Raw genomic sequence first — 19920 nt, forward strand, 5'->3', positions numbered from 1 at the left:
GATACTTTTTGCTTATTTATATGTTTCTAGTTAAAAAGAAAAAAGTGAAAGGACAACATGCCCAATCACATTTTTTTCGTCTATCTCTATTTTATCAATTTTTCACAGATATGAAACCACTAAAATTAGTTAATTTCTTTCACTTGCACTGTGAGTGTTGCTGTAACCTCAGGATGCAGCTTTACAGGGAGCTTCGTATGTCCTAAAGAACGAATTCCGTCAGCAAGCTCCATTTTACGTTTATCAATCTTAATGCCATGTTTTTTCTGAAGCTCTGAGGCAATTTGTTTCGTCGTGATAGAACCGAATAAACGCCCGCCTTCCCCAGCTTTAGCGGATAATTCAACAGTTAACTTCTCCAATTGTACTTTCAGTTCTTCTGCATGTTGAAGTTCTTCGGCAGCAAGCGATTCTTCTTTATTCTTCTGCGCTTCCAAAGTTTTCACATTTGTATTATTTGCTTCTACAGCCAATCCTTGTTTAATCAGGAAATTATGTGCATAACCATCTGCAACATTTTTGACTTCCCCTTTTTTTCCTTTACCTTTAACATCTTTTAGAAATATAACTCTCATTCTTTTTGTCCCCCTTCTAAATAATCATCAATTGCTGCTTTTAATCGACTTTCGGCTTCTTCAATGGAACATGCCTGTTGAGTAGCGGCATTTGTTAAATGTCCGCCTCCATTCAACATTTCCATTATCACCTGGACATTGATATCACCGAGAGAACGTGCACTTATGCCAACTGTATCATCAGATCTCTTAGCCATTACAAAGGAAGCGACAACGCCGTCCATGGTCAAAAGCGTGTCGGCTGCCTGAGCAATGAGCACCTGATTATGGACCTGATCAGTTTTTGCCGAAGCAATTGCAATACCCTTTTTATAGAAGACAACCTCTTCAATCAACTTCGACCGTTTAATATAGGTGTCTACGTCTTCCTTTAAGAATTTCTGAACAAGTACCGTATCTGCTCCATGAGCCCTTAAATAAGAGGCTGCATCGAATGTTCGTGAACCAGTTCTTAAAGTAAAACTTTTCGTATCGACAATAATCCCGGCAAGCAGTGCCGTAGACTCAAGCATATCAATTTTGCTGCGTTTTGGCTGATATTCAAGCAATTCAGTTACAAGTTCAGCTGTTGAGGATGCATATGGCTCCATATAAACGAGCAATGAGTTTTTGATAAACTCCTCACCTCGGCGATGGTGGTCAATGACAACTACCTTATCAATCCTATTTAATAATCGCTCTTCAATCACCATTGAAGGTTTATGCGTATCAACTACAACGAGCAACGTTTCATCCGTAATCATTTCAAATGCTTCTTCGGGAGTTATAAACCGTGCATACAAATCCTCTTTATTTTTAATTTCTTCCATTAAACGAAGAACACTGCTATCAAGTTGCTGTGTGTTTATGACAATATATCCGTCACGTTCATTCATTTGAGCCACTTTTAAAATACCGATGGCTGAACCTATTGCATCCATATCCGGATTTTTATGGCCCATGACAATGACTTTATCGCTATCCAAGACTATATCCTTTAATGCATGCGAAATGACGCGTGCGCGGACCCTCGTGCGTTTTTCCATTGGATTGGTTTTACCACCATAAAATTTCACTTTTCCGTTTGCCTGCTTAATAGCAACTTGATCTCCGCCCCGTCCCAAAGCTAGATCTAAGCTAGACTGGGCAAGTGATCCCAATTCCGGTAAGGAAGATACAGCCGAGCCAACCCCAATGCTCAAGGTAAGTGGTACATTTTGCTTGGCTGTCGTTTCCCTAATTTCATCTAAAATAGTGAATTTACCCTTTTCAAGTTGATGAAGGATATGTTCATTAAACACAGCGATAAACCGTTCCGAGGAAACCCGTTTAAAGAAAACGCCATTATCCCTTGCCCATTTATCAAGAAGTGAGGTAACCAAACTGTTTATACTACTTTTACGCTGATCATCCATTCCCTGCGTCAAATCATCATAATTATCAAGCAGAATAATGGCGATTGCTGTCCGCTCATCTTCATATAATTTTTCAATTTCAACTTGCTCTGTTACATCAAAAAAGTAAAGAAGTCGTTCCTCACGCTTATGGACCACTTTAAATTTCCGGTCATGGAGTGTAAGCGTCTCTGTCTCAATCTCTTGCTTAATTAACGGTACAATCGAATCAGCGACATCGTAGAGAGATCTTCCTGCCAATGAATCTTCACTAAAACATGAAGCCAGAAATGGATTGGTCCATTCAATGTAAAAATCGTCATTAAAGAGCATAATCCCAATTGGCATTTCCAGTAACGCTTCTTCACCCACCTTCTTTAGACGGTAGGATAACGTTGTTATATATTCTTCTGTCTTACGCTGTTTTTTTTCTTCCACTTTTAATGTTAAATAAAATAAACCGGCAAGAATCAATAATCCAACAAGTGCAACAACCCAATTATAATAAGCCAGTACGCCCAAAAGTAACAAGCCTGCAGCCAGCACCCCATATAACGGGGACTTAATCGAGTACTCTTTCAAATAAGATGGCATAGTTTCAGCTCCTAAAAGCATCTGTTTTACAAGGACTATTCCTTTTTCTTGATTGTCTCCCTAAAAGGAAATCCTAAATCTATTATACCTAAAAATCGAATGATGGTTATGAAAATCGGATGTAAAAGCGAAGCAACCACGATTAAAATAAGTATAGCTTTAGTCCAAGACTTCACATGACTGATATAAAATACCAGCGAATATCCTTGTATCAAAATGAAAAACTGCAGGATAAAAAATAGGTTTGTTATGGCCATATATACAAAACTATTCTTGTCCGTATTCACAAAAAGAGCCAGAAGCATCGTAATTAAATAATACCATAAAAGGCTTTTCGGGAGTCGCAGATCTCGAAAATGTGGCCACTTTAAAGTTTTATCGCTGAACCTCTTCAAAATAGGATGGGCCGCAAAGAAAATCAGTAAAACCATGATGACAGAAGTGACAACGAACAAACTTGGCATAAGCGTGTTCAGCAAATCTATTGATTCATGCATTCTCTTTTCGATTCGCTCTGTCGGTGCCTGATCAAACGATTCCATGATCCCAACAGAAGAATCAATGGACTCCTCAAGCATGACCATCGATTTTTCTATGTAGTTTACATCTAATACCAATACCGTTGCCGCATATATTAATAATGTACCCCCTAGGAAAACAAGGACAGTGCTAATAAACATAGGTGCCATCGGTTTATCCTTTTTCAAAAAATAACCAATGGTAATACCCGTTGCCCCCATAAGTAAGGTCATCGGAACGGATAATATTGTTGAGATAAGTATCGACAATAATGAAGCAACAAATAAATACCCCAGAGCCCATGATATCTTTTGTTTGGTTGTCACCAGAATAAAAGGAATGGGTAAAAAGAAAAGAGTGAAGGTACCCACTATTGGGATATGAACTGTGATGAACAATAAAATGCAATATAGTGCCAAAAGGGCCCCGCCCTCAGCAATTCGTCTCCCGCTATTCATTTATTTTCACCCCCGTTTTTATAAAACTAAAAATAATGTCTCCAGTCTCCATCTTTATATTGTATCCGTTAAGCATAGGATATTTCAAACATCACAATCTTTTTTCATGATATAGAATTTTTTCTTTGGAAAGAGACTATTTTCGTTTATAAAAATCCCTTCAAAAAACAAAAAAAACCGCATTTTAGCGGATTTTTAATAAAAGGGCTATTTTTATACGTCACTCCTATTGCATAAAAAAAAGCACATTAAGGACTGCTCCTCAATGTGCCTATTAATTATTCACCAGATACGTATGGTAGTAATGCCATAGTACGTGAGCGTTTAATAGCAATCGTTAATTTACGTTGATATTTAGCGCTTGTGCCAGTTACACGACGTGGTAAAATTTTACCGCGTTCTGAGACGAATTTTTTAAGAAGATCTGTATCTTTGTAATCAATTTTAGTGATTCCGTTAGATGTGAAATAACAAACCTTTTTACGCTTACCGCGTCCTTTACGTCCACCCATTGCCATAATAAATTTCCCTCCCTGCTTGTTGAATTTTCATTTTAAACGGCTGTTTAAAACGGAAGATCATCATCTGAAATGTCGATTGTTTTACCGTCATTTGCAAATGGATCATCATCTACACGAGTGTAGTTGTTGTTGCTCCGTTGATTCTGATTAGGATTTTGTCCATACGAATTGTTGTCATTTCCGTTATTATTGTTGCTATAACTTTTTTGACCTCCACCGTAAGAACCGCCTTCATTTCTTTCACCCGCTGAACTGCTTCGTGGTTCAAGGAATTGAACGCTCTCAGCCAGAATCTCCGTCACATATACTCGTTTGCCGTCTTGTCCTTCATAATTACGTGTTTGGACACGTCCATCCACGCCAGCTAAACTGCCTTTTTTCAAGAAGTTAGCTACATTTTCTGCCGGTTTACGCCAAACTACACAGTTAATGAAATCTGCTTCACGTTCACCCGACTGATTCGTAAAACTACGGTTCACAGCCAAAGTAAAGGTAGCCACAGGAACTCCATTAGGTGTATATCGTAATTCAGGATCTTTAGTTAAGCGTCCTACCAAAACTACGCGATTCATCATCAGAATCAACCCCTAGGTTTCAAACTTGTTTCACGTGAAACAAGATTAGAATTTATATTAAATATCGGATTATACTTCTTCTCTAGTAGCCATGTGGCGAATAATGTCTTCACTGATTTTAGCAAGACGATCGAATTCTAGAATCGCAGCACTTTCAGCGTTAACTTTAAGAAGCATGTAGTAACCATCACGGAAATCATTGATTTCGTATGCAAGACGGCGTTTACCCCATTCTTTTGCTTCTACTTCCGCACCATTATCAGAAAGGATTGTGTTGAAACGTTCAACTAAAGCTTTTTTAGCTTCTTCCTCAATGTTTGGACGGATGATATACATAATTTCGTATTTTCTCATCACTGTCACCTCCTTTTGGTCTAAGCGGCCCAATTGGGCAAGGAGCAATTATTTATAATTACTCACAAGAAGAAATTATAGCATAGTTAAAGGGGCTTTGCAACGAACGGTTAGACATATTACAATTTATTGAAATCAAATGTTATAGACTTAAACTATACCGAGAAAAAAGACTCTACAGATTGGGTCTGTAGAGTCTCTCTATGCCTTATACGTTAAAACGGAAATGGATTACGTCGCCGTCGTTAACGATATATTCTTTACCTTCTAATCGTACTTTACCCGCGTCCTTTGCAGCGCTATGGCTTCCTGCTTCAAGTAGGTCATTATACGAAACTATTTCGGCACGGATGAAACCGCGTTCGAAGTCTGTGTGAATGACACCTGCACATTGAGGCGCTTTCATACCTTTACGGAACGTCCAAGCACGTACCTCCTGAACTCCAGCTGTAAAGTATGTTGCCAACCCGAGCAGGTTGTATGAAGCACGGATCAATTGATCAAGACCGGATTCCTCGATGCCGAGTTCAGATAGGAACATTTCCTTTTCTTCACCTTCAAGCTCCGCAATTTCTTCTTCAATTTTTGCACAAATTACGATAACTTCTGCGTTTTCTTTCGCAGCATATTCACGAACTTGTTGAACATATTCATTATCAGCAGCATTAGCCACTTCGTCCTCACTTACATTCGCTACATAAAGAGTCGGCTTCGCTGTAAGCAAGTGCATGCCCTTCACGATTTTTTGCTGTTCTTCAGTAAATTCAACTGAACGAGCTGGTTTTTCTTCTTCCAATGCTTCTTTCAAAGCGACAAGGATTTCATGCTCAGCCACTGCGCCTTTATCTTTCTGCTTGGCCATTTTTCCAACGCGGTCGATTCGTTTATCAACAGATTCCAAATCAGCAAGAATCAATTCAAGATTGATGACTTCAATATCATCTATTGGATTTACTTTTCCAGAAACGTGAGTAATGTTATCGTCAGAGAAGCAACGAACGACTTGACAAATTGCATCAACTTGACGAATATGAGAAAGGAATTTATTTCCAAGACCTTCCCCTTTACTAGCTCCTTTTACAATCCCGGCAATATCCGTGAATTCAAATGCTGTCGGAACTGTCTTTTTCGGCTGCACCAATTCAGTCAATTTTTGTAAACGATGATCAGGCACTTCTACAATCCCAACGTTTGGATCAATTGTACAAAAAGGATAGTTGGCAGATTCCGCACCTGCCTGAGTTATTGCATTAAATAAAGTGGATTTACCTACGTTAGGCAAACCAACTATACCAGCTGTTAAAGCCATTTATATTTCACTCCTTTAAGATAATTCGTACATATAGGAAAAAGACTGATCTTCTATAAAGACCATCCAATTACCTAAACCTTTCCCAATTATAGATTTCGCTTCCTAAAAAGACAAGTAAATCATTGAGATAGTAGGACCGCTTTCTTTCCATGAAAAAAGCATGATCATTCCTCATGCTTTTGTAGAACCTTTTTCATTTTCTTCGCAAACTCACGTCGGGGCAACATCACGCTATGACCGCACCCTTCACATTTTATCCGGATATCCATGCCCAGCCGGATAATTCTCCACTTATTCACTCCACATGGATGTGGTTTTTTCATTTCGACAATATCTTTAAGTGCAAATTCCTTTTCATCCATAACCATGAGCCCCCCTAGTTCCTACGACTCGCTGCCTTTGTATGTAGATGTAATTCCACTTAAATCAAGAGCAGCACTTAATTCTTTTCTTATTATTCTGCTCATTTCGACATGACGCATCGGTTTTGTTTCAGCTGTGACCCGAAAGACAACTTCATCAGGACTTATCATTTCAATTCCTAAAAATTCAGGTGCTTTGACTAAGAAGTCATATTTACCTTCCATATTATTCAAAGTTTGAATAAGTACCCTCTCAGCAAGTTCTACTGATCCATCATTAGGTATAGCTACATCCACCACTGCTTTACTGTTTAATATGGAGTAATTTGTAACTTGAACAATACTACCATTAGGTATGAGGTGCAATTCTCCTGAGCTACTTTTAATTTTTGTTGTACGAAGCCCAATTTCGAGAACTTCACCCTCAAATGTATTAATCTTAATATAGTCCCCAACCGAGAAGTGATCTTCAAAAATCACAAAGAATCCTGTGATAATATCTTTGACCAAACTTTGGGCACCAAACCCAACTGCCAAACCAAGAATCCCAGCTCCAGCCAGTAAAGCTTTTACATCGAATGAGAAAATTTCAAGAATCATTATCAAGGCAATGAAATTGATAACGTAAGTGATGATATTTTCCAGTAACTTAATGAGTGTCGTTTCCCTACGCTCCGAAACCCGAATAGGACTTCTTAATCGAGCTTTGAAGAATTTATTTATAATGGTCTTTCCTATTCTAATAATAATACGCGATAACAACAGAACAAGGAAGATTTTAATAATTCCCTCCCCCATCAGTAGCCATACTTTTTCATCCAATAATTCTTTTGTAACGTTATTATAAATGCTATCCATCTCTTCCTCCTGCCTATTGCAAAAACCTGCAAAACTTTTAGATTCCCTATGACCTTCCTATTTGGACGTATTCCATCTACCCCTCAAGCCGAAAGATAACCCTAAATAAGAAAAGTTTTCTCTATTTTATCAATAAATATGGGTTTCTGTACAAAAAAAATATGGGTAATAGGTAAGGTAATTAGAAGTTTTTTCTATTTCCATGAATGATTTTTTGCTAGAGAGTATATATAACGAAAATTGGTAGAGGAAGAAGCATCTTACGATTTCCCCTTCCCCCGTTTGCGTGTTCTTATCAAATAAATCCCCCACCAATTTTACATTAAATACCGTATATTTTTCCTTTTTTATCCGTATACTGTAATACCAAACGAAGTAAAGGAGTTGAGCCGATGAATCTGAATTCTAGTCTATTTAATAATAATAAAAATAGATTGAGCCGCATCCTACATGAAGATACGGATGCATCTAAACAAATTTCCCAAGAATTAATCAACCTTCTTCCAACTGGAAAGCTTCAACCTATCGTAATTGTCTGTATTGGCACAGACCGTTCTACTGGCGATTCCCTCGGTCCACTTGTCGGCACTCTGCTTAATGAAAAAACAGAAGACGGTGCCTCTTCCTTCCATGTTTATGGAACTCTCGATAATCCTATACATGCTATGAATTTACAGGAAAAATTAAGTGAAATTAACAAAATCCATACCGATCCCTTTATCGTCGGAATCGATGCTTGCTTAGGAAAATTGAAAAGCGTCGGCATTGTTCAAATTGGCCAAGGTCCGGTGAAACCTGGCGCTGGAGTCAATAAAGATCTACCTTCTGTTGGCAATGCCCATATTACTGGAATCGTGAATGTCAGTGGATTCATGGAGTTTATGGTCCTACAAAATACTCGTCTTAATCTAGTCTTAAAAATGGCCAAAACCATTGCAGAGGGTATTTATGAAGCACAAAATCATTATCCAGTTAAACCAACTTTCACTCCATTCTCCTGGTCATTCAAGCAGGAAAAAACCCTTTGATTCTAATGTTCCTGAAAAGTTTGGCCGAGTATAAAAATAAAGGAAGGGGTTCACCCCTTCCTTTATTTTTATACATAATACATGATTGTAACTAGAATTGCTGTAATCATTATTCCTGGAAGCAGGTTAGCCACCCTGATTTTGGTGACACCGATAATATTCAAGCCAATCGCTAAAATCATGACTCCTCCAGTTGCTGTCATTTCAAGAATGAAGGAATCCATTAACTCAGTTGGGATCAAAGTATTAATTTGCCTTGAAAAAATGGCAATGAATCCTTCATAAAGAATGATAGGGAATGCTGAAAAAAGTACACCAATGCCAAGAGTACTGGACAGAACTAGCGCTGTAAACCCATCAATAATCGATTTTGTTATTAAAACATCATGATCATTACGGATCCCACTATCCAAGGCACCGATAATGGCCATCGCTCCAATGCAAAATATGAGCGTGGCTGTTACGAATCCCTGTGATATCGAAGTTCCTTTTTTCGCTTTCATCCGACGTTCAATCCAATTGCCTAAAGAATTAAGCCTGGCTTCAAGATTCATCCATTCTCCAAGCACAGCGCCTCCCACAATACTTATAATGACCATGATAAAATTTTCACTCTTAAAACCCATCTGCAATCCTAAGACAATAACGGTCAAACCGATACCACTCATAACCGTTTCTTTTATCTTCTCAGGTATATGCTGTAAAAACATTCCCAAAATCGACCCGATTAAAATACAAGCCCCATTCACAAAAGTCCCCAATAAAACCATCTTATTCACCTAATTCTCTACAGTAAGATCCCCTTGTTGCATATCTGCATTCAAAAATCGTCTCTCAAAGAAGGGACTAAGAGGAAAGGTTTTCTTGATCAATCAAGTCTAATATTCTCTCTAAATCTTCTTTTGAAAAGAATTCGATTTCTATTTTCCCTTTTTTCTTGCTTTGTTTAATAGTCACGCTTGTTCCTAGTCTTTCACGTAGACTTGACTCCCGCTGCTTTATAAAAATATCTTTTTTCACTTGTTTCGCAGGTTTAGTTTCACGTGAAACCGTATCATTTAATTGATGAATATATTGCTCTAGCTTTCGGACATTCATTCCTTCTTTGAGAATTTTGTCTATAACTGGCTGAAGCAACTCTTTTTTCTTTAATCCTAGTAATGCACGACCATGCCCCATAGAAATTTCACCTTCAGAGATATAACTCCTTATCTTTTCAGGCAAAGATAGTAATCGAACATAGTTAGCAATATGCGGCCGACTTTTCCCCAAGCGAATAGCCAACTGTTCTTGAGTAATTTCTAATTTTTCAAGCAGGGTTTGATAAGCAGCCGCTTCCTCGATTGGGTTTAAATCTTCCCGTTGAAGGTTTTCCAAAATGGCCAGTTCCATCATCTGTTGTTCATTCAGTTCTCTCACAACAACCGGTACTGTCTTTAAACCAGCTTCTTTTGCGGCACGATAACGTCTCTCCCCAGCCACAATTTCATAGCCTTTAATACTTTTCCGGGCAATAATCGGCTGTAATATCCCGTGCTCTATGATTGATTGCTTAAGTTCTTCTATCGCTTCAGGTCGAAAACTTTTCCGGGGCTGATAAGGATTTGGCCTTAATTCCCTCAATTTAATTTCCCGCACGATTTCATCTTTACTGATTTCCCCATTGTTGAATAGTGCGTTTAGTCCTTTGCCAAGTCCCTTAGCCATTTGACACCACTTCCTTTGCCAGTTCTAGATAGACCTCCGCTCCTCGTGACTTTGGATCATAAATAATTATCGGTTCTCCATGGCTCGGCGCTTCACTCAATCGGACATTACGTGGAATGATGGTTTGATAAACTTTATCCTGAAAGTATTTTTTGACTTCCTCAATAACTTGAAGACCCAAATTTGTTCTAGCATCCAACATCGTCAATAGCACACCTTCGATTTTCAAATCATGGTTTAAATGCTTTTGCACGAGACGGACCGTATTTAAGAGCTGACTTAAGCCCTCCAATGCATAATATTCGCATTGTACAGGAATTAAAACAGCATCAGCAGCTGTTAATGCATTTAGGGTAAGCAGTCCTAATGATGGTGGACAATCGATTACAATGTAATCATACTGACTCTGCACCTCTTCTAACGCCCTTTTTAAACGGACTTCCCTAGAGATGGTTGGAACAAGTTCTATTTCAGCACCCGCAAGTTGAATTGTCGCAGGTATGACATATAAGTTTTCAACCTTTGTTTCCAAGATAACGGTACTGGCTTCGACATCATCAACCAATACATCATAAATACATTGTTCTACATCTGCTTTATCAATACCTGCACCGCTTGTCGCATTTCCCTGCGGATCGATATCGACCAATAAGACTTTCTGTCCTATGTATGCAAGACAAGCACTAAGGCTGACAGAAGTTGTCGTTTTTCCAACACCGCCTTTTTGATTGGCAATGGCGAGAATCTTACCCACGAATTCACCTGCTTTCAACTATCTTTATACTCTATATCTAAATGCATTTACCGTAATTTTCTTTCTTTCTATTTTATCATGAATAATCCTGGAAGAAATCGTTTTCTGAAATTCCTCTTAAAATTTGGAATTTCCCTAAAAATGACCAAAAGATACTGTTGAAAAGAGAGAATAAAAAAAGCTTGGTAATCGAAGACTACCAAGCGGGGGCTAAGGAAAAGGGGATCAAGTTTTCTTCTTAGGAATTTTAATCGTAAATTGATAATATTCCTCGAATTCCTCTTCCTCTGCATCCAAATTTATTCCATTGTCTGTTACCATATTCAACGATTGACGGATGGTATTTACCGCAATCCTCATGTCTTTACTAAACGCCTTTCGTTTTGGCTTCGGCTTAAGTACCGTTCCGGTGAGGAGCTTGACGACCCGCTCTTCTGTCTGCTTAACGTTATAGCCTTTTTCGATGATTTCCAAAAGTAGTTTGATCTGCTTTTCCGGACTTTTTAAAGGAATTAACGAGCGGGCATGACGTTCCGTAATTTGCTTTTGAAGAAGTGCATCTTGGACCTCCTTCGGCAGCTTAAGCAGCCGAAGCTTATTCGCCACGGTAGATTGGCCAATTCCGAGTCTTTGTGCCAGAGCCTCTTGAGTTAAACTATGAAGCTCTAATAGTTTCCCATAAGCTAATGCTTCTTCAATCGGTGTCAGCTCTTCACGCTGAAGGTTTTCTATCAGCGCAACTGAAGCCGTTTCAGTATCCGTAAAATCCTTAACAATAGCCGGTGCCAATTCCCAACCAAGCTTTTGCATAGCACGAAAACGACGCTCGCCTGCAATGATTTCGTATTTCCCCTGACCATACGCCCTTACTACAATCGGTTGAATGATTCCGTGTGTATGAATCGTTTGAGCCAATTCTGCAATTTTATCGTCATTAAAAACGGTCCTTGGTTGAAATCGATTAGGCACAATATCAGAAATGGAAATTTTTCTTATTTCTTCGTTATTATTGCTAGGTGTCTCCATCTCTAGTTGCTGTTCTTCTTTTTCGCCAAACCCAAAGAACCGCGAAAAAGGATGCTTCATCTTCCTACACCACCTTTTAAAACTCCCAAATAACATATTCTCTATTGAAAGGACAAGTCCTGCATACATTTCCCGACATGGTTATACATATGGTCCATCGTTGTAAAAAACATGTCGACTGTCGTCATTAAAGCAATAATGAGGCATAGACGCCCAGATATTATAGATATCTGCCGGCTTGCCCGAGATTATTTCCCTAATTTTTCAAAAAGATAAAACTCCGACTTTCTCGCTCTGTAGGAAAACGAGGCATATGGTTGTAAAGAACACTTTGTCGGATATTATCCTTCAGGTTTACTTATACATTTTTAAATGGATAAAAAAATCCTACATTTATAGTAAAAGAAAATTAGAACAAGTGCTAGCCAAAATCTATCTATCAGCCACAATGAATAGCCATAGTAAAAGGATTATTCAATGGGCTGTTTATTTGGTGTACCAGGTTTTCTAGGGTATTTTTTAGGAGTCTTCTTTACTTTTTTTACCGTAATGATGTTTCTTTCACTATTTTCTTCGGGCAATGTGAAGGGATAAATTTCTTCAATTTTTCCGCCTAATGTAAAAATCGCCTTCTTACCTGTATCCATTTCATCTTGTGCACTTGCCGCTTTCATGGCAATGAACGTCCCATCCGGTTTGACAAGCGGCAAACAAAGCTCACTTAAGACAGACATCCTCGCTACCGCTCTTGCCATAACAATATCATAGGATTCACGATGCTCTGGTTTTTGAGCGAAGGTTTCCGCCCGGTCATGGTAAAAGGAAACGCCCTTTAATTGTAACTCATCAGCAAGATGATTTAAAAAGGAGATCCGCTTATTCAAAGAATCCACGATAGATACGTGGATATTTGGGAAACAAATTTTCAAAGGAATGCTCGGAAATCCAGCTCCAGCTCCAACATCGCAAATCTGATAAGGCTTGTTAAAATCGAAATAGAATGCTGCACTGATTGAATCATAAAAATGCTTTAAATAAACTTCTTCTTTATTCGTGATGGCGGTTAGATTCATCTTTTCGTTCCATTCCACCAATAATCGATAATAGGTGTCAAACTGTTCAAGCTGACGAGGAGAAAGCTCGATACCCTTCTCCTGTAGCGCTTGTTGAAATTGTTCAATGTTCATGAATTCTTCAATCCTTTTCGGGTATTTCCGTTACTGAGAAACTCTGGCAATCTTACCTTGCTCCAAATAAACAAGCAAAATGGAGACATCAGCAGGATTTACACCGGAAATTCGTGAAGCCTGAGCTACTGATAGCGGGTGGACCTGTTTTAATTTTTGACGTGCTTCCGTTGCAAGACCGGAGATGGCATCATAGTCGATGTTCTCTGGAATTTTTTTATTCTCCATTTTTTTCAGACGATCGACCTGTTGCAGAGATTTTTCAATATATCCCTCATATTTAATCTGGATTTCGACTTGTTCCGTCACTTCGTCGCTTAGTTCGACATCACTTGGAGCCAGCTTCTGAATATGAGAATAATCCATTTCAGGACGTTTCAATAAATCAGACGCACGAATTCCATCCTTCAACTCACTGCCACCACTTGTGATAATAACGTCTTGCACTTCTTGCGTTGGTTTAATGAAGGTTGATTTCAGTCGTTCTTTTTCTACTTCAACTGCTTCCTTTTTCAAAAGAAAACGTTTGTAGCGGTCTTCTTTGATCATTCCAATATTGAAACCAATTTCCGTTAAACGTAAATCCGCATTGTCATGACGCAACAGTAAACGATATTCTGCACGTGAAGTCAGCAAGCGGTATGGTTCATTCGTACCTTTCGTAACAAGATCATCAATTAAAACTCCAATATAGGCATCCGAACGGCTTAAGATCAGTTCTTCTTTTCCTATCGCATTCAATCCTGCATTAATACCAGCCATCAACCCTTGGCCCGCCGCTTCTTCGTAGCCGGACGTTCCGTTAATTTGGCCTGCTGTATACAAGTTTTTAACTTTTTTCGTTTCTAGTGTAGGCCAAAGCTGTGTAGGAACGATTGCATCATATTCAATTGCATATCCCGCACGCATCATTTCCGCCTTCTCGAGCCCTGGAACCGTTTGAAGGATTTTTACTTGTACATCTTCAGGTAGACTTGTTGACAGCCCTTGCACATAGACTTCCTTTGTATTGCGCCCTTCAGGTTCAAGGAAAATTTGATGGCGCGGTTTATCATTAAAACGTACGACCTTATCTTCTATTGATGGGCAATAGCGTGGTCCAGTTCCCTTAATCATCCCAGAGTACATCGGTGAACGGTGTAAATTCTCATCGATGAGCTGGTGTGTTCCCTCATTCGTGTATGTTAACCAGCATGGCAATTGGTCAGTGATGAATTTCGTTGTTTCATAAGAAAAAGCACGTGGGACTTCATCACCAGGCTGTATTTCTGTTTTGCTGTAATCAATAGATGAACTATTGACGCGAGGAGGCGTTCCAGTTTTAAAACGAACTAAATCAAATCCTAATTGCTCCAAATGTTCAGAAAGTCTGATGGAAGGCTGCTGATTGTTAGGACCGCTTGAATATTTTAGTTCCCCTAAAATAATTTCTCCACGTAAATATGTTCCTGTCGTGATTACTACAGTTTTCGCACGATACACTGCACCTGTTTTAGTAATGACACCCGTACAAACATCATTTTCAACAATTAATTCCTCAACCATTCCTTGAATTAATGTCAAATTTTCTTGATCTTCTATCGTCTTTTTCATTTCTTGCTGATAGAGATATTTATCAGCCTGTGCCCTCAACGCACGGACTGCCGGACCTTTAGCTGTATTCAACATCCTCATTTGAATATGGGTTTTATCAATATTTTTCCCCATTTCACCGCCTAAAGCGTCAATTTCTCGGACAACTATCCCTTTTGCTGGTCCGCCAATAGACGGATTGCATGGCATAAAGGCGACCATATCTAAATTAATGGTAACCATCAAAGTTTTAGCTCCAACTCTTGCAGCTGCAAGGCCTGCTTCACTACCAGCATGTCCAGCTCCAATAACAATAACATCATAGCTTCCTGCTTCGTATTGCATGTTTTCTCCTCCTTTTACTGTTATTTTCCTAAACAAAATTGCGAGAACAATTGGTTGATCAAATTATCCTGAACACTTTCACCAATTATTTCGCCGAGAAGCTCCCAAGCCTTTGTGAAATCAATTTGAACTAAGTCAATCGGCGTCCCCATGTCAATCGCTTCAATTGCATCCTCAATTGACTGTAATGCTTGACCAAGTAAGGCTATATGACGAGCATTCGAAACATAGGTTAAGTCTCCTGATTCTAAAGAACCCTCAAAGAATAAAGAAGCAATCGCATCTTCCAACTCATTGACTCCTTGATCCTCAAGTAAAGACGTAGAAACAATTTTATGCGATGCTGCCTTTTCCTTAACCTGATCCAAATTGATTTTTTGCGGAAGATCAGTTTTATTGATAATAACGATAACATCCATTCCTTTAACGGCCTGGAATAGTTTTTCATCTTCAGGTGTAAAGTCATCGGAATAGTTTAAGACAAGTAATATTAAATCTGCCTCTTTTAATACCGCACGAGAGCGTTCAACACCAATTCGTTCAACAATGTCCTCTGTTTCCCGAATTCCTGCTGTATCGACAAGTTTAAGCGGTACTCCGCGAACATTGACATATTCCTCAATTACATCACGTGTTGTGCCGGGAATATCAGTAACAATGGCCTTATTTTCATGAACTAAGCTGTTAAGCAAAGAAGATTTTCCGACATTTGGGCGTCCGATGATAACCGTCGCCAGCCCATCTCGCAGAATTTTCCCTTGCTGTGCAGTATGCAGGAGTTTCTCTATCTCCGTCTTCACATAGCTGCCTTTTTCCAAAAATAAACGATGTGTCATTTCTTCGACATCATCATATTCCGGGTAATCTATGTTTACCTCGACTTGTGCGAGGGTCTGTAAAATTTCCTGACGTAACTTTTGAATTAATTTCGAAAGCCGCCCTTCCATTTGCCCTAAGGCTACATTCATCGCTTTATCTGTTTTTGCCCGAATTAAATCCATAACAGCTTCTGCTTGGGAAAGATCAATCCTTCCATTCAAAAAAGCTCGTTTCGTAAATTCACCAGGTTCTGCTAAACGAGCTCCCTGTGAGAGGATAAGCTGTAATACCCGATTGACCGAAACGATCCCGCCATGACAATTTATTTCGACTACATCTTCTCTTGTAAATGTCTTTGGGCCTTTCATAACAGAAACCATAACTTCTTCTATGATTTCACCTGTTTTCGGTTGAGTTAAGTGTCCGTAATGAATCGTATGTGATTTCACTTCGAGCAAACTTTTCCCGCCTGGTCCTTTAAAGATTCTATCGGCTATTTCTATGGCCTCATCACCGCTGATTCTTACGATGGCAATTGCCCCTTCCCCTAAGGGAGTAGAGATAGCGGTGATTGTATCGAATTCCATGCTTTCACCTCTTATATATTGATGTTTCTATATTTTTCCCATAATAAAATCGTCGAATTCCCTAAATAACTACAATACCACAGTATATTCATGAAAAAAAGTAGATACTCCTTCCTTTCAAGAGTTATCCACATGCATTAAAACCCATATTCTGTATCACTTATTTTAACTTATCCACATGTGAATAACAAATATTGCCCGCTTTCCTTCTTGCTCTTTTCTTAACTCTTTACCAAATTACGAATGGTCAAAACAGAAACATGTCGAATATTGTTGAATTTTTCTTTTATTTCTAGAGAATTCAACAGACAACCAAAAAAAGAACCTCCGCTTAATAGCAGAAGGTTCATCTGATTGGAGTAATGACCAAATGGCGATATGGCTCTGTACCATTGGAATTTGTTTTGATTTTTGGGTAATGCAGTAGAGCATTATGAATGACCTTCCGTTCAAAGGATGGCATTGGCTCCAGCGAAACAGATTTACCAGTTTTTATTGCTTTATTTGCCATTCTTTCAGCCAATTGGATTAAAGTATCATTGCGGCGATTTCGATAATCTTCTGCATCTACAGTTACATTCAAAAACTGCTTCGAATAGCGATTTGCAACCAGCTGCGTTAAATACTGAAGGGAATTTAATGTTTGCCCCCGTTTTCCAATTAATAAAGCAATCTTTTCACCTGATAAATGAAACGTTACATTCTTACCTTGACGACGGACATCAATTTCTGCATTAATTCCCATGTTTTCACTGACATTCTTCAAAAATTTCAGTGACTCTTCAATAGGGTCGGCTGGCAAAGTCACATGGACGATTGCCTTCCTTGCACCAAATAAACCAAGAAAACCTTTTTTGCCTTCATCTTCAATTTCAATCTCCACGCGATCCCTAGTGCTGTTCAGTTGAGCTAAAGCTAAATTTACTGCTTCTTCGACAGATTGTCCTGCAGCAGTTACTTTTTTCACTTTTTCTTTGCTCCTCCCGCGTTTTCCGCAGCTGCTTTTCTAAGATCTGGACCTTTAATGAAATACGTTTGAACGATACCGAAAATGTTACCTACTACCCAGTAAAGTGAAAGAGCAGCGGGAAATTTAATTGCAAAAACAACAATCATAATTGGCATGATGTAAAGCATCATTGTCATTTGTGCTGCCATTTGTGGATTAGAGTTCATTCCAACCATGGATAATTTTTGCTGAATAAAAGTCGTAATACCTGCAACAACCGGTAAAATATAATACGGATCCGGGGAACCTAAATCAAACCAAAGAAAGCTATGAAGAGCAATTTCTTCCGTACGGCTGATAGCATGGTAAAAACCGATCAAAATCGGCATTTGCACCAATATTGGTAAACATCCCGCCAATGGATTCACATTATATTTTGAAAATAAAGCCATCGTTTCTTGCTGTAGTTTTTGTTGTGTGGCAGCATCTTTTGAGCTGTATTTTGCTTGAAGTTCTTTCATCTCAGGCTGAATGGCCTGCATTGCTTTCGAGCTTTTCACCTGTTTGATCATAAGTGGAAGTAATGCTAAGCGAATGATTAAGGTAACACCAATAATCCCGAGACCATAGTTTTCCCCGAATGCTTCAGAGAGCCAAATAATCAGAGCTGATAATGGATAGACAATGTATTGATTCCAGAACCCTTCACTTTCTGCAGTTATAGGTTCTTTAATTTCCGTACACCCTGCTAACAACATCATTATAGAAGCTAGTCCAATAATGAGTAATATTCGTTTTTTCAACCGTAATTTCCTCCTAACTGCAATCAATCTTTTTTGAAACAATTTTGAACTGTTTACAAGCAGACTTCAAGGAAAAGTAATCCACTTTTTGTACAGTCCAATAAGGAATTTTCTATGTTATTTTTCTCAATGTTTACGACATTATCTGAGGAGTACTTAGTTTTCGATATAAAGGAGAACTTTATTGTTTTTTCATTATAAAGTTTAGTGATTTAGAACGTTTTAGGACATGGATCAAGCTGCTTTTCACTTGGGAAAAGTCCATTTCCGCCGCTGGCTTTCGAGCAATCACAATATAATCCTTACCATCTTCTATATCATCTTTCAATTCCAAAAACGCTTGCCGTATGTATCTTTTAATCTGATTCCGAACAACGGCATTCCCGATTTTTTTACTGACAGAAAGGCCTATCCGGAAATAATCCTGTTCGGGCTTTTCAAGGACATAGACAACGAATTGCCGATTAGCAGAGGATTCGCCCTTTTTAAACACAAGCTGAAACTCGTCCTCTTTCTTAATCCTTAACTTTTTTTTCATCTTTACACCTTCATTAAATGAATTGAGTCTCAGTAAATCCCTTATTTTGCGAAAAAAGACCACTGAGACTTTTCAGTGGTCTATGCAGATAATACTTTTCTGCCCTTACGGCGACGTGCAGCAATTACTCTACGTCCGTTTTTCGTGCTCATACGTGCACGGAAACCGTGAACTTTACTATGCTTACGATTATTCGGTTGATAAGTTCTTTTCATTATATGACACCTCCCTGAGGAATAACAGTTAAAGACAGTCTTTACAATTATATAGATGATGGTTTCTACTTGTCAACCTCATCCAAAAAAATATATTTCTTTTTATGCTCAATGTCCAGTAGGTCTTTTTTTACTACCTAGCCTATTGTAAATGATTTTGCCTCGAACTGATATAGAAATTTTTGGTGAGAGGGAAATTTCCGTGAATTTTTCCCTTAAACACATTTAAGCGGATCTCTTAGTTTACACGCTCCACTCTGAAAAGGAATCAGCAAATATTAAGGGAAGGCCTGGTTATTTTTAAATGAACCATTGGGTTTGCCAGGAATAGGTTTTAATATTTACCGTTTTTGACAGCTATAACAACATGTTTTTCTGTCCTATTCGTTTTAAAGAAGCAGAGAAATAAATTTATATAATTCGTGCCAAAACTTCAGTCTGTGGATAAAATTCGACATGATTTTTCCTATCCACAACCTGTTTTATAGACTTTTGCACATAACAATAGCCTGTGGAAAAGTTTTTCCCACAGGCTCGGTAAGTTGTGGATAAAGTTTTCTAACCCATTGCAAGACGCCTGAATTTCTGATATTATATTTGTGTTTTCACTCTGAATAACTTTATCAACAGGTAAGGTTTATCCACAGACTGTGCATAACATGTGGATAGCTTATTCGACCTGTGTATATTAATCTGTCCACAAACGGTGGATATTGTCGAAAACCCTTTTTTCTTCTTTATTATATATTTCTCAAAATACCTGTTGATGAATAATCATCCAAACCTACATCACCTTACAAGATGTAGTCTGTACAAAGGTTGTACAGCGCAAGATATAGTAATAGGGACATCACATTACAGAACACTCCCTTATACAGCTCACCGAACT

The 19920-nt window shown here is 38.6% G+C and carries 21 protein-coding genes; 1 reads left to right on the forward strand and 20 read right to left on the reverse strand.

Annotated elements, in window-relative coordinates; translation table 11 throughout:
* Positions 1 to 125 precede the first annotated feature (125 nt).
* From rplI to RE409_RS27645, 9 genes are all read right to left on the reverse strand, one after another.
* Positions 126 to 575: a 50S ribosomal protein L9 gene (gene rplI / locus RE409_RS27605; RefSeq protein WP_098177048.1), complete on the reverse strand. Its 450-nt coding sequence runs from the start codon at positions 573 to 575 to the stop codon at positions 126 to 128.
* A complete protein-coding gene (locus tag RE409_RS27610) occupies positions 572 to 2542 on the reverse strand; it encodes a DHH family phosphoesterase (protein ID WP_056521986.1) in 1971 nt (656 codons plus the stop codon). The genes rplI and RE409_RS27610 overlap by 4 nt, the downstream gene beginning before the upstream one ends.
* Before the next feature lie 35 nt (positions 2543 to 2577).
* Positions 2578 to 3519: a YybS family protein gene (locus RE409_RS27615; RefSeq protein WP_201187741.1), complete on the reverse strand. Its 942-nt coding sequence runs from the start codon at positions 3517 to 3519 to the stop codon at positions 2578 to 2580.
* A gap of 278 nt (positions 3520 to 3797) precedes the next feature.
* On the reverse strand, positions 3798 to 4037 hold the full coding sequence (rpsR, locus tag RE409_RS27620; RefSeq protein ID WP_053348323.1) for a 30S ribosomal protein S18: 240 nt from the start codon (positions 4035 to 4037) through the stop codon (positions 3798 to 3800).
* Between the two features lie 47 nt (positions 4038 to 4084).
* Positions 4085 to 4615: a single-stranded DNA-binding protein gene (ssb, locus tag RE409_RS27625; RefSeq protein ID WP_201187743.1), complete on the reverse strand. Its 531-nt coding sequence runs from the start codon at positions 4613 to 4615 to the stop codon at positions 4085 to 4087.
* A gap of 69 nt (positions 4616 to 4684) precedes the next feature.
* Complete coding sequence (gene rpsF / locus RE409_RS27630; RefSeq protein WP_056521977.1) at positions 4685 to 4969, reverse strand: 30S ribosomal protein S6; 285 nt, start codon at positions 4967 to 4969, stop codon at positions 4685 to 4687.
* A gap of 208 nt (positions 4970 to 5177) precedes the next feature.
* Entirely contained in the window at positions 5178 to 6278 is a 1101-nt protein-coding gene (ychF, locus tag RE409_RS27635) for a redox-regulated ATPase YchF (RefSeq protein ID WP_201187745.1), read from the reverse strand.
* Positions 6279 to 6445: 167 nt separating this feature from the next.
* Positions 6446 to 6643, reverse strand: coding sequence for a DUF951 domain-containing protein (locus RE409_RS27640; protein WP_201187747.1), 198 nt, complete (start codon positions 6641 to 6643; stop codon positions 6446 to 6448).
* 21 nt (positions 6644 to 6664) lie between these two features.
* Positions 6665 to 7501, reverse strand: coding sequence for a mechanosensitive ion channel family protein (locus RE409_RS27645; RefSeq protein ID WP_056521973.1), 837 nt, complete (start codon positions 7499 to 7501; stop codon positions 6665 to 6667).
* 392 nt (positions 7502 to 7893) lie between these two features.
* Between RE409_RS27645 and yyaC the strand changes: the two genes are divergently transcribed.
* Positions 7894 to 8529 (forward strand): spore protease YyaC, encoded by a 636-nt coding sequence (yyaC, locus tag RE409_RS27650; RefSeq protein WP_201187749.1) that lies wholly within the window; start codon positions 7894 to 7896, stop codon positions 8527 to 8529.
* A gap of 68 nt (positions 8530 to 8597) precedes the next feature.
* On the opposite strand, the gene RE409_RS27655 is transcribed toward yyaC, so the two are convergent.
* The 11 genes from RE409_RS27655 to rpmH all read right to left on the reverse strand — a co-directional run bounded on the left by RE409_RS27655 (position 8598) and on the right by rpmH (position 19031).
* Entirely contained in the window at positions 8598 to 9299 is a 702-nt protein-coding gene (locus RE409_RS27655) for a DUF554 domain-containing protein (RefSeq protein ID WP_201188162.1), read from the reverse strand.
* 76 nt (positions 9300 to 9375) lie between these two features.
* Positions 9376 to 10236, reverse strand: a complete 861-nt coding sequence (locus tag RE409_RS27660) for a ParB/RepB/Spo0J family partition protein (protein WP_053348315.1) — start codon at positions 10234 to 10236, stop codon at positions 9376 to 9378.
* Positions 10229 to 10990 (reverse strand): ParA family protein, encoded by a 762-nt coding sequence (locus RE409_RS27665; protein ID WP_053348844.1) that lies wholly within the window; start codon positions 10988 to 10990, stop codon positions 10229 to 10231. Before RE409_RS27665 ends, RE409_RS27660 begins: the two co-directional genes overlap by 8 nt.
* 225 nt (positions 10991 to 11215) lie before the next feature.
* Positions 11216 to 12076, reverse strand: coding sequence for a nucleoid occlusion protein (gene noc, locus RE409_RS27670; protein ID WP_056521967.1), 861 nt, complete (start codon positions 12074 to 12076; stop codon positions 11216 to 11218).
* Between the two features lie 410 nt (positions 12077 to 12486).
* Entirely contained in the window at positions 12487 to 13203 is a 717-nt protein-coding gene (rsmG, locus tag RE409_RS27675) for a 16S rRNA (guanine(527)-N(7))-methyltransferase RsmG (RefSeq protein ID WP_056521964.1), read from the reverse strand.
* A 30-nt stretch (positions 13204 to 13233) separates the two neighbouring features.
* A complete protein-coding gene (gene mnmG, locus RE409_RS27680) occupies positions 13234 to 15120 on the reverse strand; it encodes a tRNA uridine-5-carboxymethylaminomethyl(34) synthesis enzyme MnmG (protein ID WP_053348312.1) in 1887 nt (628 codons plus the stop codon).
* Positions 15121 to 15140: 20 nt separating this feature from the next.
* Positions 15141 to 16526 (reverse strand): tRNA uridine-5-carboxymethylaminomethyl(34) synthesis GTPase MnmE, encoded by a 1386-nt coding sequence (gene mnmE, locus RE409_RS27685; RefSeq protein WP_053348311.1) that lies wholly within the window; start codon positions 16524 to 16526, stop codon positions 15141 to 15143.
* Positions 16527 to 16872: 346 nt separating this feature from the next.
* A complete protein-coding gene (gene jag / locus RE409_RS27690) occupies positions 16873 to 17493 on the reverse strand; it encodes an RNA-binding cell elongation regulator Jag/EloR (protein WP_201222487.1) in 621 nt (206 codons plus the stop codon).
* Positions 17490 to 18278, reverse strand: coding sequence for a YidC family membrane integrase SpoIIIJ (gene spoIIIJ / locus RE409_RS27695; RefSeq protein WP_053348309.1), 789 nt, complete (start codon positions 18276 to 18278; stop codon positions 17490 to 17492). The genes jag and spoIIIJ overlap by 4 nt, the downstream gene beginning before the upstream one ends.
* 181 nt (positions 18279 to 18459) lie before the next feature.
* A complete protein-coding gene (gene rnpA, locus RE409_RS27700) occupies positions 18460 to 18816 on the reverse strand; it encodes a ribonuclease P protein component (protein ID WP_053348308.1) in 357 nt (118 codons plus the stop codon).
* Positions 18817 to 18896: 80 nt separating this feature from the next.
* Positions 18897 to 19031, reverse strand: coding sequence for a 50S ribosomal protein L34 (rpmH, locus tag RE409_RS27705; protein WP_034316183.1), 135 nt, complete (start codon positions 19029 to 19031; stop codon positions 18897 to 18899).
* Positions 19032 to 19920 lie beyond the last annotated feature (889 nt).

This window comes from Peribacillus sp. R9-11 (genome assembly GCF_031345095.1).
GTDB classification, from domain to species: Bacteria; Bacillota; Bacilli; order Bacillales; family DSM-1321; genus Peribacillus; species Peribacillus butanolivorans.